We start from the raw sequence: 18,236 nt of genomic DNA on the forward strand, positions 1-18,236 counted from the left end.
CAGCCGTCGGGCTGCCCTTTTTCCGTGGTTTTAGTCGGGATTTACTCGTCTTCGGGATGAAGGTCAATCCCTAAGTCTTTGGCCTTCTTCCAGAGAGTGGTGCGGTCGATTTGCAGCACGCGCGCGGCTTTCAGCACATGGCCGTTGGCGGCGAGCATCGCATTCTCGATGAATTGCTTTTCGAAGGCACGGACTGCCTGCTTCAGCGGGCCGAGGGTCATCGCGGCCTCCGGCAACGTGCCGTTTCCGTTGTTCGAGGCCGGTGCGGAATGCGGCGCCGCCTGGGGCAACGGATAATTGGTCGGCGGAGTCAGACTGTAGTTTTCCGTCGAAGCAATCGGCTGTTTGAGGAACTGCATGGTCGCCGCAGTGATGGTCGTTCCCGATGACGCGAGAATGGCGCGTTCGATGACGTTTTCCAGTTCGCGGACGTTGCCGGGCCACGGATGCGAAAGCAGCATGGCCATCGCGTCGTCAGTGAAGGTGAAGTGTCCCTTCTGCAGGCGGCCGCCGATTTTGTCGAGGAAGTGCGCGCAGAGCATCGGGATGTCTTCCTTGCGCTCGCGGAGCGGCGGAATCGTGATGGGTACGACATTCAGCCGATAATAGAGATCCATGCGGAAGCGCCCTTCCTGAATCATTCGTTCGAGGTCGCGGTTGGTCGCCGTGACGACGCGAATGTTGACAGGAATTTTGCGGCTGCCGCCGAGCCGTTCGATTTCGCGATCCTGCAGGACGTTGAGCAGTTTGACCTGCGTGGAGAGTGAGAGCTCGCCGATTTCATCCAGAAAGATCGTGCCGCCGTTGGCCTGTTCAAACTTTCCGATGCGGGTTTGCTTGGCATCGGTGAAGGCGCCTTTTTCGTGACCGAAGAGCTCGGATTCGAGCAAGGTTTCTGGCAACGCGGCGCAGTTGACCTTGACGAACGGCTTTTCAGAGCGCGGGCCTTCGAAGTGCAGGGCACGGGCAACGAGTTCCTTGCCGGCGCCGGTTTCCGCGCGAATCAGGACCGTCGTATCGACGAACGCGACTTCGCGGATAGCATCAAAGACTTTGTGCATGGCGGGCGAGCGTCCCACAAGTCCGCCGAGTTTGTGATCCCCGCCGAGCCGGCGCTTGAGCTTTTCCACTTCCCCCACGAGGCGAAGATTGGAAAGCGCAGCCTCGACCGTCCGCGCGAGCAGACGTGGTTCGAGGGGCTGGGATACAAAGTTAGTGGCGCCGTTCTCCATGGCTTCGACAATCCGCTCGGAGCGATCATTCTCCGAGTAGATGACGACGGGCAGGCGCAGGTGACGTGAGCGGATGTCCCCGATCAGGGAGACACCCGAAGTCCCCTTCAAGTCCAAATCACAGAGGACGACGTCAACGGTTTCGGTCTCCAGGCGGTTGAGCACATTGCCCGGATCAGTTTCCGTGAGGACGCGATATCCTCCCTCGGCGCGCAGCGAACTCGAGACGTGTTCGAGCGCGGAAGTTTCCTCGTCTACAATCAGCAGTGTCGGTTCCGACATTTTCCGGGTCTCCCGTTTCCAATGTCCATTCGTTACTATCCATAATACATCCTTTCCCTCGGCAAAAGCTGGGCCGAGCTGATACATCGCAACCTCCTTGTTCATCCGTTACAACATCGGGAAAGCCCCGAGAACTGAATCTGCTATCCTCCTTGAAATACAGGGGAAGGGTTAGTTTGTCAACATAACAGTTTGCAGAGCAAAAGCCAAAGAGTCAAGGGAAAAGGGCTAAAAATGTCGAGAACTTTCTACGGGGAATAAAGACTCCAAATTTGACAATTCAGGCTCAGGAAGGTATATTTCTAATTCGGGAATTTTGGGTATGTTGCAAAGGGCAAACGTACCGGACGGGCTTACAAACTCCATAACAACATGAATTTCTATACTGGTTTATGGGTCGCGGTGGTGACCCCGTTCAGAAAAGGGCAGATTGACGAGGCGGCCCTGCAAAATCTGGTCACTGAGCTTGCGAATCGCGGAACAGACGGGTTTGTGCCGCTGGGGACAACCGGGGAAGCATCCGTCCTCTCACGGGAGGAGCGGAGACGGGTCATCCAGTTGGTTTTGGAGGCTGCAAAAGGGCGGCCTGTCGTCCCGGGCTGTGGCACAAATTCCACAGAGCAAACGATAGAATTGGTGCGGGAGGCCAAGCAACTGGGCGTCCAAGGTGCTATGGTTATCACACCGTATTACAACAAACCGACTCAAGAGGGCCTGTATGCCCACTTCAAAGCGGTGCACGACGCATCGGATTTGCCGCTGATGCTCTATAATGTGCCGGGTCGGACCAGCGTCAACATGCTTCCGGAGACCGCAGTGCGGCTGGCCGAGCTGCCGAGAGTAGCCTCTTTGAAAGAGGCTTCAGGCAATCTTGACCAGATTTCCGAGATTTGCCACCGAGTAGAGAGCAAGATAACTGTCCTCTCGGGCGATGATTCGCTGACCCTGCCGATTCTGGCGGTGGGAGGCGTGGGGGTTGTGTCGGTTGCCGCGCACGTCTGCACGGACGTAATGAAAGGGATGTTGAGCGCGTTTTCGCGGGCGGATCTGGAAACCGCAAGGTTGCTGCATCATACGCTGCAGCCGCTGGCGAAGGCGATGTTCCTCGAAACGAGTCCCGCTCCGGTGAAATTCGCACTTTCGGAATTAGGGAAGATCGCGAACGAACTGCGCCTGCCGCTGGTGCCGGTCAAGGCCGAAACGGAGGCCAAGATTCGCGCAGCTATCGCAGCGTATCTGGAGCCGGTCTATGTCGCATAGCAAGCAGCCGATTCATGCCGCACTGTTCGGTGCAGCGGGGAGAATGGGGAAAGTAATCTTGCACGAGACCCGGCTGAGCGGCCGGATTAAAGTGACCAATGCCTACGATCCTGCTGGTGCGGGGATGTATTTTGACGACTTGCTGATCCAGCCGAACTGCTACGGCATGCACGACCACGTGGAAGTGGCGATTGATTTTTCTCTGGCCAAGGCGGTGGAGGAGAATGTCAGATACTGCCGCAAAGCCGGAGTGAACTATGTGTGCGGCGTGACGGGACTCTCGGAGACGACCCATCACGCGCTGCGTGAGGCGGCCAAGGAGATTGCCGTGCTGTGGGCACCGAACATGTCTCCGGCGATGAATGTGCTGTTTGCACTGGCTGCGGAAGCCACGGCCGCACTGCCTGAATACAAGGTCTATCTATCCGAGTCGCATCACACCCAGAAGCTGGATGCGCCGTCGGGCACGGCGGTGCGCATAAGCGAGATTGTGCAGGACACGATTGGCCGGAAGCCGGAAGTGTTCTCTCTGCGCATGGGAGACGTGGTCGGCGAGCACACGCTGGTCCTGGGCGGACACGGCGAACGGTTGGAAATCACGCATCGTGCCGATTCGCGCGCGGTGTTTGCGCACGGTGCCTTGCGCGCGGCGGAGTGGCTGGTCGGACAACCGGCAGGGTTTTACAGCATGGCGGACGTGCTGGGGTTATGATCAAGGCGCGTAACATGCGTTACGTCTTACTCTCTTTGCTGCTTTCTTCCATTTCTTTCTCCCAGTCCATCCCACCGGATTCGGTGTGGACGTTTGCGTACGATGACGGCGGGGATGAATTCTTTTACGACGCATTGGAATTGGAGGACGGATATCTGCTGTGCGGCAGGGCTGGCGCAGATGCGTTGTTGCTCAAGATTGGCCGTGACGGGCGTGTTGTTTGGCAGCAGAGGTTTGCCTTCGACCAGCCGCGCAGGTTCACGAAGCTACCATCAGTCGGCCGCGTCTGGGGAGAAATCACGAATTCAACCGGCACCGGGCAAAACATCTTCAAAGTTCATTTTGATTCTTTGGGCCGGTTTGTTGAAGAGGAAGTCATTGGCGATGAAGCCGCACCTCTGCGTGTGCTGGCTGAAGCAACGACGACATACTCTGACGATGAAGAGGGTTACTTATTGGTTTACACAAGCCGCGTGGCGGGTGAAACCGAAAACTCGATCTTCCGGTATGAGTGCTGCGGCACAGTTTCCAACACGCAGCTGACCAGCGGACGCGGTGACCTTGCGCTTGCGGAAGACAGGCATTTCGATTTTGCCATCTGCGGGAGGACTCGAGAGCAGGATAGCTACAGTCTTGACGGACTTCTTGTTTGGAGACGCTATCCAGAAGATCCGGCCGACTTGTTTCGACGTGCGGAATACGGCGGTTCGGAAGATGATTGGTTTAACGATCTCACGGGACAAGACGGTTTGACACCCTATGTTTTGTGCGGCGGCAGTCGCAGTGAATCAAACGGATCATCGGACTTGTGGGTAATGGGCGTATCGGACACGGGAGCCGTGCGCTGGTCGCGCCACTTCGGCGGTCTTTCCTATGAAGACGGCGTGGAAATTGTCAGCTCTGACGATGACGGTTTTATCATCGCGGGGAATTTTTCATCTGAAGATATCGACTTCGAGCAATCGGATTTCTGGCTGCTGAAGGTTGATGAGAACGGCGACAGCGTGTGGTCGGTGCTGGCGGGCGGAGAAGAAGCGGATCGTTGCGAGGGGATGATCCAGACGGAGCACGGATTTCTGCTGTTCGGCGCGTCGCAATCATTTGCCGTGCCGGGGTGGGACGCCTGCGCGATGCTGTTGGCCTATGTGCCGGACCTTGCTGCGGCGCCATCGAGTTTGAATTTCGGACCGGTGCAAGTCGGAGACAGCGCGACGCGGGTGCTGCATCTTATCAACACGGGTTCGAACACGCTGACAGTGACGGATATACAAGGGACGGATGCCTATCACGCGAATTTCAACGGTCCCGCGACCATTGCACTGGGCGAAACACTGAGCGTCACGACGGTATTTACACCGCCGAGCACGGGGAATCACGTGGACACACTACGCATATTCAGCGACGCGATTTCCGGAGTGAAGATTGTGCGTTGTCTGGGCGCGGGACTTGTAGCGCATGCCGACGACGCCGGCTTGCTGCCGCGAGCGTTTGCCTTGCATCCTCCCTACCCGAATCCGTTCAACCCCGGCACGAGTATCTCGTTTGACTTGCCGCGCGATTCGGAGATGACAATGGAAATTTACGATGTGTCAGGCCGGTTGGTCCGAACGTTGTTCGCAGGGTCGCTCCCGGCCGGCAGCCATCGCATGGTGTTTGAGGCGGACGCGTTGGCGACAGGACTGTATTTCGCAGCACTGCGTGCGGGCGAGTATCACGGTGTGCAAAAGCTGATGCTGGTGAAGTGAGAATCCTGCTTGGGGTGCTTCTTGGCGCACTGCTGCTGGCGGCGTGCGAGAGCGATGATAAACCATCGCAGGGTCAGTCTTACGAAATCGTTGCGGGGGACACGCTGATTACGATTCCCGCAACAGCAGCGGCCTTTGCGACCGAGCGCTTTGAGCTGCAAGCCTATCTGTTGCGCGAGTATCAGGTCGCGCGCGATCCGAATCTTCCGCGCGACGGAGGCTCGCCGTTCGCCGGCACGCTGCTCGAGTGGAAGTCTCTACCGTGGAGCGTCCGGCAGACCTTTCTTATCGCGCCCTACACCCACGACGTGTTGACGGACTCACTCGCGCTCTATTTCTACATGATCGGCACATACGGCACGCAATTCGGCTACGGCTGGAGGGATACGTACGATTCTGAGGCGGACTTGTGGAATAGTGCTCTGAGGCCGTGGCTCCGCCCTGCGGATTCGACCTTGACACCGGACAACCCCGGAACACTTGAGTTTGACGGAGGATTGGGCGACATGATTGAGTATCGGGGAATGTGGGGATTTGAATTGCTAATGGAAATTTCTCGAAATTGAATAGATGCCGAACCTGATCATCCAGAAATACGGTGGGAAGACACTCGCGACGCCCGAAGATATCTTGCAGGTGGCGCGGCTGGTGCATGAGCGCGTTAAGAACGGAACTCAAGTCGTCGTCGTGGTTTCGGCACTGGCGGACACAACGGATCAATATGTGGCGATGGCGCGGTCGGTCAATCCGCAGCCGCGCGGCCGTGAATTGGACGTGCTGCTCTCGACTGGTGAACGCGTGGCGATTGCGATGCTCGCGCTCGCATTGAATTCAATTGAGAACGACATCGCCGTCTCCCTGACGGGTGCGCAGGCGGGCATCATCACGGATACGCTGCACACAGCGGCACGGATTGTGGACGTGCGGCCGTTACGGGTGCGTGAAGTACTCGAGCAGGGCAGGATACCGGTGATTGCGGGCTATCAGGGAATTACTACCGACAAGAATATTTCGACGCTCGGACGTGGTGGCACGGACGCAACGGCTGTTGCATTGGCCGTGGCGCTGGGCGCGGAGCGGGTGGAATTTATGAAAGATGTCGCCGGAGTGGCCAGCGCAGATCCGAAGCTGGTTACTACGGCACGGATTCTGCCCAGTCTTGACTATCAGGATGCGCTGGCAATGATGGGTTGCGGGGCAAAGATTTTGCAGGTTCCGGCAGTCGAGATGGCCGCCGAATTCAAGATGGAGCTTGCGATCGGCAACTCCAAGACCGGCGTGGCGGGCACGATTATCACGGATAAACCACTGGCGCGCCGGACACTTGCGGCGATTGTGCATACGCCGGCCGCACTTCTGACAATGGACCGCATGGAGTTCAACTTTGTGGAGCGCGGCTTGCGGGAACAGGGGATCCTGCCGCTCTACCTGCGCGGCGGCGAGCAGCCGCTGGCCGTCTTCAAGGGCAGCGATGAGCCTCACCTGCTGTTTCCACGGTTTGCGGCAAGATTGGAGCGGTCTTACGACGCGATTTCGCTGTTCGGACCGGGTGCCGGGGGTGTTGGGATGCTGGCGGATCGCGTGGCGGGTTGCCTTGAACCCTATCGAGCAAGTTTGCGGGAAGAATTGTATCTTGAGGATCGTCTGATTTTGCTGGCCCCTCATTCGATTGCCGGTGAACTTGTGCGCCAATTGCACGAACTATGTCTAAGCATTGACCACACCGACGTTCATGCACAAAAATAACTCTTGCGTCACCGGCTGTGTTGGGGAGAGCTTCGCCGATTGACCTATTGCTACTCATTCTAAGAATCACACCGTGACAACGCAACTTTACCCAGACACCCCGCCCGTGACTGTGCGTGTCGGATTGCTCGAAGGTTATGAGCGCGCGACATTCAAGTACTCGGGGCGCTATAGGATCGAGACGCGCTCCGGTCAGCTTTTGCGCGAATCGGACGAGTCGGACTTGAAGTGGCGAGTCCTTCGGGAGAAAAGCACACCCACGAAGTTCCTGTTCAGTGTGCTGGCAGCGTCGTTCAAGTCGAATGCTGAAGCCATGGAGCTCGCCGAGTCGTTCGAAGCGAAAGGCCTATCAGCGGCCATCCGGCAGGTCGGTGGACCGATTGAAATCGACGGTGAGATTATCGGGGACAACACACTGTATCGCGTGCAAGTCGGCAATTTCACAGCAGAAGAGCCTGCGCGTGAACTGCTGTCCAAGCTTGAACTGGAGTTTGCGCCGCGATTGGTCCGCGAGGTTTTGGTGCATGCGTCCGGCAAACTTGAGATGTTCGACCAAAGCCTCGAACAGCATTTTGAGAGCGAGGATGGTTTCCGCTTGGTGCCGGACAACCGCGACTGCCGCGTGACGATATACGGCGTGCGGATGAATTCGGGATTTTCCTACGAGCCGACGGAAGACCGAGTCTACAGCGGCGCGATCGAGTTTTACATCGATCACGAGGGGTATATTGCCGCGCTGACGGAAATACCGATCGACCGGTATTTGCGGGGAGTTGTCGGAGCGGAAATGCCGCCCGAGTTTCCGGACGAGGCACTGCGTGCGCAGGCGATTGCCTCGCGGAGTCTGGTGATTGCACAAAAGAGCTACAAGCACCTCAACGATCAGTTTGAACTGTGCGCACACGTGCACTGCCAGATTTACAGCGGCGTGACACACGAAAACGACCGGATCGTCGAAGCGGTGACCGCGACGCGCGGATTGGTGCTGACGCATGAGGGGTCGCTCGTGGACGCGCACTTCACTGCAGTTTGCGGTGGTCACACGGAGGATGTGCAGACCACCTGGATGACACCTCCGCTCTTTGACGGGAAAGGCGTGCCGTGCGATTGCACCGGCACGCTTGAAGTTCCGGATTTGCGCACGGAGACAGGCGTCCGCAAGTGGATTCAATCGCGACCGAATTCGTGCTGTAATCTCGAGAGTTCGGATTTGCCTGTAACGCGCAATTACGGCCGGAGACACTTTCGCTGGGAAACAACCCTGCTCCGTTCCGAATTGGAAGAGATTCTGATGACGAAGACGGGAGTTGACGTTGGCATGATCTACGACATCGTGCCGATCAAACGGGGCTGCAGCGGCCGACTGATGGAGGTCGAGGTGCTCGGCTCGCTGACCAACATGCGCATCAAGCGTCAGCTTACGATTCGCCGGTTGTTAGCACACACGGCTCTCGAAAGTTCGGCATTTCTGGTCGAGGTGTTGTACGACGACAAGGGGAATCCGATGGAACTCGTCCTGACTGGGGCGGGTTGGGGGCACGGTGTGGGGCTGTGTCAGGCAGGCGCGGCGCGTATGGCGCTGGACGGCAAGAGCGCCGAACAGATTCTCGCGCACTATTATCCGGGCTGCAAAATTGAAAAGAAGTATTAGGACATCATGAAGTCAGAAGAATTGTCACAGTTGATTGGTGAGCATCGCTCGAAGTTAGAGACGCTGCGGAGGTCGCTTTGACTACGGTCGAAGGCTTTCCGAAATAGAAAAACTCGAAACGCTGTCCGGCGGCGCGGGATTCTGGGACGACCAGGAACGCGCGCAGAAAGTGCTCAGGCAGATTTCCGAACACAAATCGTGGGTGGAAGCGTTCAAGAAGGTCGAAGCCGCGCTCGGTGACCTCGACGCGTTGCGCGAGTTAGCGGAGGAGTCACCCGACGCATTTGGTGCAAACGATTTGGACAGCGAAGCGCAGAAGTTCGTCGTTCTGTTCGATGAACTCGAAACCCGCGCGATGCTGAAGGATCCAAACGACTCCAAGAACGCGATTATCCATATTCATCCCGGTGCGGGCGGCACAGAGTCGGCGGATTGGGCCTTAATGCTCTACAGAATGTATCTGCGTTGGCTGGAAGCACGCGGCTGGAAGGTGGATGTTCTGGATTTTGAGCCTGCGGAAGAAGCGGGGATCAAATCCGCAGTCTTGGAAGTGCAGGGTGAGTTTGCCTACGGTTATTGCAAAGCGGAGACGGGTGTGCACCGGCTCGTGCGAATTTCTCCGTTCGATTCCAACGCGCGGCGTCACACGTCATTTGCCAGTGTGTTTGTTTATCCTGAAGTGGAGGAGGTTCCGGAGATAGAAATTCGCCCGGAGGACTTACGGATAGACACGTTTCGCGCATCGGGAGCGGGCGGACAGCACGTAAACCGGACAGAGTCGGCGATTCGCATCACGCACGTTCCCACGAACATCGTCGTGACGTGCCAGACGGACCGCTCGCAACACCGCAACCGCGACTCGGCGATGAAAGTGTTGCTGGCGCGGCTGTATCAACGCTATCTGGACGAAGAGAAAGCCAAGAACGCAAACATTGAGAATCAGAAAACCGACATTGCGTGGGGGCATCAGATTCGCTCCTACGTGTTTCAACCCTATCAGATGGTAAAAGATCACCGGACCGGCGTGGAAACTTCGAATATTCAAAAGGTGATGGACGGAGACCTGGACGAGTTTGTGCGCGCCTTCCTGCTGCTTGGAGCACAGGGCAAGTTCGCGCGCTCGCGCGCACAGGCGAGTAGTGAAGACGAAGAATTGTAGAGTCCTTTTCTAAACAATATTCGAGGAAACACATGAAGCGAATTGCGGTATTGTTGTTGATGCTGACCTTGTTTGTTGCGGTCGCCTTGGCCAAACAGAAGTCCAATACGGGCGTTGAAGAGCCGTACTACGAGTACGTGCAGAATCAAGCTCTGGTGGGGTTCAGGCAGGAGGCAACGCAAGCGAAGATTCAGGAAATCGTGTCTCGCGCCGGCGGAACGATTGAACAGTACTCAGACTTGCTTGATTTCTACCTGATCGAAGTTGCCGACGTGAAGTCTGCGGTTCAGTTCTTCCGTTCGCAAAGTGAGGTGTTGTGGGCAAACTACAATTACATCGCCCGCGCACATTGGGTGCCGAACGATCAGTTTTACTCGTTTCAGTGGCACTATCCGTTGATCGGGATGGAGCAGGCCTGGGACATTTCGCGCGGCAATCCGAACGTAGTGGTCGCCGTGCTGGACCAGGGATACCAGTTTGATCATGAGGACTGGACGGGAATTCAGACAACCGGCCCGTACGATTTCATCGGCAACGACAACAACCCGTCAGAACCGAATCTGGAAGACTCACACGGGATGCATGTCGGCGGGACTATCTTTGCGCGCACGAACAACACGACGGGAGTTGCAGGCATCGCGCCGCTTTGCACGCTGATGCCGATCCGCGTGTTGGATAATGAAGGATCCGGTTCGCTGGCGGCGATTGCCAACGGATTTGCATGGGCTGCACAGCAGGGCGCAGATGTGCTGAACGCGTCGCTGGGATTCAGCATTCAGAACAACCAGCCGCCGCAGGACCCGGGACAGCCGCTGACCGGTGCTATTCAGCAGTGCGCCAACGCGAATGTGATCATGGCTGTTTCCTCGGGCAACGATAACGCTGATTACGTTTCGTATCCTGCGGCTTACCCCGCCTGCATCGCGGTCGGCGCCACAGCCTATAACAACGCGATCGCGCCCTATTCCAACAGGGGCACGGCGTTGGACGTCACAGCGCCCGGCGGAAACACCGGCGAGGATTTGAATCAGGATGGTTACATTGACGGCGTGCTCTCTACCGTGCGTGCGGCCTCGCAAGGCGGCGATTACTACACGTTCTGGCAAGGCACATCGATGGCGTCACCGCATGTTGCAGGATTGGCGGCGTTGATTTTGGCAAACGGCTGTCCGCCGGATCAAGTGCGCAATGCGATCGAATCCACGTGTGTTGACCTCGGCGCACCCGGCTGGGACGTTGTATTCGGTTACGGACGCATCAACGCGCATGCTGCGTTGCAATACAACTGTCAGGGCGGCGGCGGTGAAACGACGCTCTTCAGTGGACCGATGGACAGCGCCCAAGAAGGCTGGACGGTGGAAGAGGACGGCGCCGATGGCGTCGGCTGGCGATTCCTGAATTCGGGCAATCCCGACTGCGGTAATCAGCCGCATAGCGGACAGAATGGGCTGTGGCACGACGACGAGCAAGGAGTCGGCATGCAGGACGATTGGCTGTTCACTCCGCAAATCGCAATTCCCGCAAACGCAACGCAGGTCACTCTCAGTTTCTGGCAGCGCAATTGCTACGTGCCGGGCTACTATGTTCTGCACGCGCTGTATTATTCGACGAACGGTCAGCAATTCACGCAGGTGGCCGAGTTCAACGCAAACGTTCCGGCGTGGGAGCAGATCAATGTGAACGCGACATCGCTGGCCGGAAACAACGTGTATTTCGCATGGCGTTATCGCGGCGATTACGCAACCGAGTGGTTTCTGGACGACGTAGTGGTCACGGCGCAAATCGGCACGGGCGTGTCGCGCGATGCGGATATCACGATTCCCGAACAGTTTACGCTGGGTAATCCGTATCCGAATCCGTTCAACAACATGGTGCAAATTCCGTTTGAGCTTGCGACTCCGCAGGAGATCACGCTTGCCGTCTATAACGTGCTCGGTCAGCGCGTCGCCACGCTCGTGAATCACGAGAAGCTTGAGGCCGGGTCGCATCGCATGACTTGGAATGGTGAAAGCGCGGCGAGCGGTCTATTCCTCGTGCAGCTGCAAAGTGGAAGCAAAGTCGCAACGCAGAAGATTCTGCTGGTGAAGTAGCCTAAGCTTGACTCCCCACACGGTAACGCTACCGGCAGTAATGACTGCCGACGAGGCGAAAGCGCACCGGCCGACGTTCGCCCGCATATTTCGTGATGCGATCGCCGAGAACTTTGAGCGGTTTCGCCAACTGGCACCGGAGTCAATGCTGATGGCGGTCGTGAAAGCCGATGCCTACGGGCACGGCCTGCTGCATTGCGCGCGACTCTTCGGCGAGTTGGGCGCAGATTACCTCGGAGTTGGCTTTGTCGAAGAGGGAATCAAGCTACGACAGACGGGAATTCAAGAGCGGATTCTCGTGCTGGGTGGCATCGTCGGATCGCAGATCGACTTGTTTCTTGAGTACGATCTCGATCTGACGGCCAGCTCGGTTTTCAAGCTCGAAGCGATTGAGCGCGAGGCCGGCGCATCGGGCAAGATTGCGCACGTTCATTTGAAGATTGACACCGGCATGAACCGTATCGGGCAGAACTTCCGAACGGCCGAGCAGTTGTTCAGAGCAGCACGTGCGTCGCGTCATGTGCATGTGGCGGGCATCTATTCGCATCTGGCGACGGCAGAAGATGCGGATACAGCGTTTGCTCGAATGCAGATTGAACGATTTCGGCAGGTGTGCGAACTTGCCGAGAGTCTGGGGTTGCGCGACACTGCGTATCATCTGGCGAATTCCGCCGGAGCGATCCGGTTTGCGGATGCGCGGCTGAGCATGATTCGACCGGGCATCGGGCTGTATGGCCAGCACGCCGCACCATACCTTCAAGCGGAATTTCCATTGCGTGCCGCACACCAATTGGTTAGCGAGATCGTGTTCGTCAAAGGTGTGCGAAAAGGCGAGGGAGTCAGCTACAATTTGAAGTGGACGGCCCCGGAAAATGTCTGGGTGGCCACCGTGCCTGTGGGATACGGAGACGGTTATCCGCGCGTGCTGTCGAACAAGACGCACGTGCTGATTGGCGGAAAGCGTTATCCGATCGTCGGAACCGTGTGCATGGATCAGTTCATGGTCAACCTCGGGCACGACAAGCACGACATCGGCGAAGAAGTTGTGCTCTGGGGCAGACAGGGAAGTGAAGAGATCACGCTCTGGGAGCTTTGCGAAGCGGGTGGATTCATTCCTTATGAATTGCCGATTTACCTGACGGGCCGTGTTCCGCGGCTGTTCGTGTGATTCGTCTTGCCAACCCCGCTGATGCGGAAGCCTGTCTGCGGATTTATGCACCGATCATCGAGCGGACGGCTATCAGCTTTGAGTTGGTTGTGCCCTCCATCGAGACATTCGCCAAGCGCATCGAGACGACTTCGCGCGTCTACCCGTATCTGGTTTGGGAAAAAGATGGCGACGTGCGCGGCTTTGTCTATGCGACGCGTTATCGCGAGCGCGCGGCTTACGATTGGATTTGCGAGTCGGCAATCTATCTCGAAGAGAATATGCAGGGCAGAGGGCTCGGAAGGAAGCTCTACAGGAAGCTCTTCGAATGCCTGAGGGCAATGGGCATGGTTTCAGTCGTGGGCGGGATTCGTTCAGGCTCTCCAAGCGCGGAGTTCCATCGTCGAATCGGGTTCAAGCCGGTCGGCCGTATTCCCTACGCGGGTTTTAAGTTTGGCGAGTGGCACGACGTGGAGTTCTGGCAGTTCGAGTTGCAGCAACCTGTGCCCCTCTCCCCTGCTCCGCTTAAACCGTTTCCACAGGTTGCGCACCTGATTACTTTCGATGAATAAAGTCGCGTTGATTACCGGCGCGTCGGGCGGCATCGGACTGGAGTTAGCCAGAGTGTTTGCCCGCGACGGAGTGAATCTCGTGCTGGCGGCACGCAACCGCGAGAAATTGGATTCGCTTGCCGCAGAGCTAAGCAAAGCTCACGCAGTAGAGGTTCGCACCATTGCCGTGGATTTGAGCGAAGCCGGTTCAGCACAGCGGCTCTTTGAAGAAACCACGCGGGACAATCTTGAGATAGACTACCTGGTGAACAATGCGGGATTCGGGAAGTTCGGCAGATTCGTCGAGCTGCCGACGGAGGAAGTGCTGGCCATGCTCGAACTCAATTGCCGGTCACTGACTGTCTTGTCTCAGCTATTCGGTCGCACGATGAACGCTCGGCGCTCCGGGAGAATTCTGAATGTCGCTTCGACGGCGGCATTTCTCCCCGGTCCCTTGATGGCTGTGTATTATGCAAGCAAGAGCTATGTGCTCATGCTGTCCGAAGCCTTGAACAACGAGTTTCGCGGCAGCGGCGTGACAGTTACCTGCCTTTGCCCAGGGCCGACGCCGACAGGTTTTCAGGCGCGTGCCGGCAATCGTACATCCGGCGTGCGTGCCTTTGCTGCGACTTCGGCCGAACAGGTGGCGATGGCGGGTTACCGCGGGATGCTGAGAGGCAAGTCCGTCGTGGTTCCGGGAGTAGTGAACAAAGTAATTACTCTTGGTGTGCGCTGTTTGCCGCGTGATGTCGTCACTGCACTTTCCCGTTTTGTGTCCGAGTCGCGTTAAGATTCTTTCAGAATAACTGCCACAAAGTCCTGCTTCACGTACTCTCTTTGTCAGGAACGGTTGGGTGTCGCCGTCCAAAGTCTAATTTCTCGAAAGATTCAGGAGGCGGCATGCCGTTGTTGGGACTACTCTTACTCATGGTGTTTGCGGGAATTGCGGCAGCGGATCGGGACGGCTACGAAATCACCGCGCAACTTCGGCGCGAACCGCTGGTGCTGGACGGCCGCCTCGAACCTGCGTGGTTCTCGGGCGGAAAAGCGGAGAATTTCGTGCAGCGCGAACCGGGCTATCCGGCACCGTCTACGCTGGCATCCGAAGTATATGTTCTGTACGATGCGGATGCTCTCTACGTCGGCTACATGCTCTTTGACACCGCGCCGGACAGCATTCAAGGACAGATTCAGCGACGCGACAACGATGCGAACTCGGATTTTGTGGACTTCTATTTAGATACTTTCCACGATCTGCGCAGCGGCTACTGGTTTACCGTCACGGCAGCGGGAGTGCAAGCCGAAGGCACGTTCTTCAGCGAAAACAATCTGAGCAATTCGTGGGATGCCGTGTGGGAATCCGCCGTGGCCCGAACGGATAGCGGCTGGAGCTGTGAGTTGCGCATTCCGTTTCAGATTCTGCGGCACGGCGGACCGCGCAGCGACGGGTGGGGAGTCGGATTTGCTCGCAAAATCTTTCGCAAGAATGAAGCGGGGTTTTGGCCGCCGGTAGATCCGGAAATCGGTTGGAAGGCTTCTAATATCGGCGTGCTGCACGGACTCGACAAAATCGCGCCCTCCGCGCACGTCGAGATCCTGCCGCATGCGGTGGGCCGCTGGGATGCTCCAACAGGCGAACCTTGGCGAACGGAAAACGAATGGGAGAATCTCGGACTTACGGTCAAGTATGTCCCCTCGGCTGCGCTGAGTATTGACGCGGCCTATCAGCCCGACTTTGCGCAGGTGGACGTAGACGAGGCTGTGATAAATCTGTCCGACTATCCGGTGTTTCTGGAAGAAAAGCGGCCGTTCTTTCTGGAGTCGAAAGAATACTTTGAGGAGACTCCTTACCGCTTCGTCTACACGCGGCGCGTGACGGACCCCGACTACGGCGGGCGAGTGAATGTCCAGCACGGGCGATTTAAACTCAGCGCACTGGCGGCAAAGAACCGTCTTTCCTATGGGGATATGTTCGGCGAACGGCACGAGATTCTGCAGGACGCGGTGACCGGAAGGTCCTCTGTCGATTTTGCAAGGCGTCACCGGCTTGGAGTGACGTGGACGTATTTGAATCAAACCGGTTACAGTTCCGCTGCGGCAGGCGTGGATGCGCGGTTCAGATTCAGAGAGCGGGATAGGCTGTGGTTTTGGTTGGCAGGAGTCGAGCGCTCTGGGGATCCCGATCAGCATTGGTGGCGCACGCACGAGGTGAAGGACGAACAGCCGGTGGAAGCACGAACGTCCTATCTACGAGATTGGGGACCGGTGCGCACAGATCTCGCGTTAGCCTATCGCGGCACAGACTTCGATATCAATGACTTGGGCTGGGGCGATGCGTCAAACACCATACGGCAGTCCTTCTGGTTGGGGGACAACTATTTTGTCAATAGCAGATATCTGCGTAACATCGGCTTCGATGTCAACGCGTTTCACGCAACGCTGACTGACCGCACGGCATCAGAAGGTTGGGCAAATTTCAACATTTTCGCCACGACCAGCTCCAATTGGAGCTTCGGCGGAGGTGGAGAGTGGGGCGATGTGTTCCGGCGACGCTACGTGGGACCTGCAGGCGGCGAGTTTCGCGATAATTTCGGCAGCTTCGATCTCGAGTATTACAAGCACTTTTACCACTGGGCGTGGCTGTGGAGTGACGAAACCAAGCCATACCGCTACGGCACCGATGCGCGATACCGGAGCTTTCGCGACGGAGAGTTGGTCAATTTGGAGCCGGAAGCGTCTTGGCGACCACGTTCCAACATTGAACTCGCAGGCGGCATGTCATGGAACCGCGTTTGGCATGCGCGGGATTTTGACGACCAGACAACGGACTTCCGCAATTGGATACTCAGAGGTGTATGGTCACCAAGTCTGCACATGTCGTTTCGCGGAACTCTGCAATGGATCGAAGAAAGTTACTTTCCCTCTGAAGTCGGGCTGTTTTTCGCCAATCTCCTGATGGCTTACAACTGGCATCCCGGCAGTTGGTTTTATTTGGTCTATGACGAATCCGCGCGCAGCATCGACCCGCTCGATAAGAGCATGCCCGGCGACCGCACGCTGCGTGCGAAGTTGACATATTTCTTCACGGTGCCTTAACGCTTTTCGGACGATTGGCCCGCGCTCCGGCACGACTTTATCCCGCACAAATGTCTGAACATAACGAAACACAAGAACTCTCTGATCTCCTGAGACTGCGCCGCGAAAAGCTGGATACGCTCCGCAGTCACGGAGTCAACCCCTACCCGTATTCGTTCGCCAAGACTGTTCACATTCCGGAACTCATCGAGAAGTTCGAGAGTATTCAGGAAAATGAAGAGCACGCAGGACCCGAATTCGCCATCGCCGGCCGGATCGTGTCCGTGCGCATCATGGGCAAGGCTGCTTTCTGTCATGTGCGCGACGAATTCGGGATGATACAGGTCTACGTGCAGCGCGACCGCATCGGCGACGAAGCCTTCGCCCTGTTCAAGCTCTTTGACATTTCCGATTGGATCGGCGTGCGCGGCACGGCTTTCGTCACCAAGACGGGCGAAAAGTCGTTGCGCGCAATCGAAGTGGTGATGCTTTCAAAGAGTGTGCGTCCGCTGCCGGTCGTCAAGCAGCAGGGCGACGATGTGTTCGACGCGTTCACCGACAAGGAATCGCGCTATCGCCAGCGCTACATAGACCTTGCGGTGAATCCCGAGAATCGCGAAATTTTCCGCACTCGCGCAAGAATCATCAGTGCCGTGCGCGAATTCCTCGATGCGCGCGGCTATCTGGAAGTCGAGACTCCCGCGCTGCAGCCACTCTATGGCGGCGCGTTGGCGCGGCCCTTCATCACCCACTACAACGCCCTCGACCGTACGTTCTATCTGCGCATCGCCGATGAGCTATACCTGAAGCGGCTACTCGTCGGCGGTTTCGAGAAAGTCTATGAAATCTGCAAGGACTTCCGCAATGAGGGCATGGATCGATTCCACAATCCGGAATTCACGATGCTCGAGTTTTACGAGGCGTTCGCGGATTTCGAGATGATCATGAATCTCTCCGAGGAGCTCTTTCGCCACGTCGCGCGGCGCGCGCTCGGCACCACCGAAGTCACCTATCAGGGCAAGACTGTGGACTTCGGCAAGCCGTTTCGGCGGGTGAGATTTTTCGACTTGCTGAAGGAAGCGACGGGCAAGGATCTGCTCGGGATTCCGCTTGCGGAATTGGGCGAGATTGCCAAAGCACACGACGTCGAAATCACGCGCGAAATGGGCGAGGGCAAAATTCTGGACGAGATGATGAAGACGCTCGTGCGGCCCAAGCTGCTCGAACCGACATTCATCTATGACTATCCGCTCTCGCTGTCGCCGCTGGCCAAGAAGCATCGCAGCGACCCTCGTCTGGTCGAGCGTTTTCAACCTTTCGCACTGGGTTTTGAGTTGGGCAACGCCTTCTCTGAGTTGAACGACCCGATAGATCAGCGCGAGCGCTTCGAAGCTCAGCGCAAGCTCAAGGAAGCCGGCGACGAAGAGACTCAGCCGATTGACGAGGACTTTCTCGCGGCGCTCGAATACGGCATGCCCCCCACCGGCGGCATGGGTATCGGCATTGATCGTCTGACGATGCTCTTGACCGATCAGGATTCGATCCGCGAAGTGATTTTGTTTCCGCACTTGAGAAGCTAAAGCTGT

The 18,236-nt window shown here is 57.1% G+C and carries 13 protein-coding genes and 1 pseudogene; 13 read left to right on the forward strand and 1 reads right to left on the reverse strand.

What is annotated here, in order from left to right; translation table 11 throughout:
• Nucleotides 1-41 precede the first annotated feature (41 nt).
• Nucleotides 42-1,514 (reverse strand): sigma-54 dependent transcriptional regulator, encoded by a 1,473-nt coding sequence (locus KJZ99_04985; GenBank protein MCL4305247.1) that lies wholly within the window; start codon nucleotides 1,512-1,514, stop codon nucleotides 42-44.
• A 372-nt stretch (nucleotides 1,515-1,886) separates the two neighbouring features.
• On the opposite strand from KJZ99_04985, the gene dapA reads away from it, so the two are divergent.
• The 13 genes and pseudogenes from dapA (at nucleotide 1,887) to lysS (ending at nucleotide 18,230) form a co-directional block, all read left to right on the forward strand.
• Entirely contained in the window at nucleotides 1,887-2,774 is an 888-nt protein-coding gene (dapA, locus tag KJZ99_04990) for a 4-hydroxy-tetrahydrodipicolinate synthase (protein MCL4305248.1), read from the forward strand.
• The gene (locus KJZ99_04995) at nucleotides 2,764-3,486 is read left to right on the forward strand and encodes a 4-hydroxy-tetrahydrodipicolinate reductase (GenBank protein ID MCL4305249.1); all 723 of its coding nucleotides are present in this window, start codon (nucleotides 2,764-2,766) and stop codon (nucleotides 3,484-3,486) included. The genes dapA and KJZ99_04995 overlap by 11 nt, the downstream gene beginning before the upstream one ends.
• Before the next feature lie 14 nt (nucleotides 3,487-3,500).
• The gene (locus KJZ99_05000; protein ID MCL4305250.1) at nucleotides 3,501-5,231 is read left to right on the forward strand and encodes a choice-of-anchor D domain-containing protein; all 1,731 of its coding nucleotides are present in this window, start codon (nucleotides 3,501-3,503) and stop codon (nucleotides 5,229-5,231) included.
• Nucleotides 5,228-5,797, forward strand: coding sequence for a hypothetical protein (locus KJZ99_05005; protein MCL4305251.1), 570 nt, complete (start codon nucleotides 5,228-5,230; stop codon nucleotides 5,795-5,797). The genes KJZ99_05000 and KJZ99_05005 overlap by 4 nt, the downstream gene beginning before the upstream one ends.
• Nucleotides 5,798-5,801: 4 nt before the next feature.
• Entirely contained in the window at nucleotides 5,802-6,977 is a 1,176-nt protein-coding gene (locus KJZ99_05010) for a hypothetical protein (GenBank protein ID MCL4305252.1), read from the forward strand.
• A 73-nt stretch (nucleotides 6,978-7,050) separates the two neighbouring features.
• Nucleotides 7,051-8,628 (forward strand): SpoIID/LytB domain-containing protein, encoded by a 1,578-nt coding sequence (locus KJZ99_05015; GenBank protein MCL4305253.1) that lies wholly within the window; start codon nucleotides 7,051-7,053, stop codon nucleotides 8,626-8,628.
• Between the two features lie 6 nt (nucleotides 8,629-8,634).
• Nucleotides 8,635-9,787: pseudogene (prfB, locus tag KJZ99_05020) on the forward strand (peptide chain release factor 2).
• Between the two features lie 32 nt (nucleotides 9,788-9,819).
• A complete protein-coding gene (locus tag KJZ99_05025) occupies nucleotides 9,820-11,877 on the forward strand; it encodes a S8 family serine peptidase (protein MCL4305254.1) in 2,058 nt (685 codons plus the stop codon).
• A gap of 40 nt (nucleotides 11,878-11,917) precedes the next feature.
• The gene (gene alr, locus KJZ99_05030) at nucleotides 11,918-13,045 is read left to right on the forward strand and encodes an alanine racemase (GenBank protein ID MCL4305255.1); all 1,128 of its coding nucleotides are present in this window, start codon (nucleotides 11,918-11,920) and stop codon (nucleotides 13,043-13,045) included.
• A complete protein-coding gene (locus KJZ99_05035; GenBank protein MCL4305256.1) occupies nucleotides 13,042-13,596 on the forward strand; it encodes a GNAT family N-acetyltransferase in 555 nt (184 codons plus the stop codon). Before alr ends, KJZ99_05035 begins: the two co-directional genes overlap by 4 nt.
• Nucleotides 13,589-14,365, forward strand: a complete 777-nt coding sequence (locus KJZ99_05040; GenBank protein MCL4305257.1) for an SDR family oxidoreductase — start codon at nucleotides 13,589-13,591, stop codon at nucleotides 14,363-14,365. The genes KJZ99_05035 and KJZ99_05040 overlap by 8 nt, the downstream gene beginning before the upstream one ends.
• Nucleotides 14,366-14,475: 110 nt before the next feature.
• Nucleotides 14,476-16,671 carry a carbohydrate binding family 9 domain-containing protein gene (locus tag KJZ99_05045; protein ID MCL4305258.1) on the forward strand — a complete coding sequence of 732 codons (2,196 nt, stop codon included), beginning with the start codon at nucleotides 14,476-14,478 and terminating at the stop codon, nucleotides 16,669-16,671.
• Nucleotides 16,672-16,721: 50 nt separating this feature from the next.
• Nucleotides 16,722-18,230 carry a lysine--tRNA ligase gene (gene lysS / locus KJZ99_05050; GenBank protein ID MCL4305259.1) on the forward strand — a complete coding sequence of 503 codons (1,509 nt, stop codon included), beginning with the start codon at nucleotides 16,722-16,724 and terminating at the stop codon, nucleotides 18,228-18,230.
• Nucleotides 18,231-18,236: the final 6 nt, after the last annotated feature.

The sequence above is a fragment of the bacterium genome (genome assembly GCA_023382385.1).
Classification (GTDB): Bacteria; Electryoneota; RPQS01; order RPQS01; family RPQS01; genus JABWCQ01.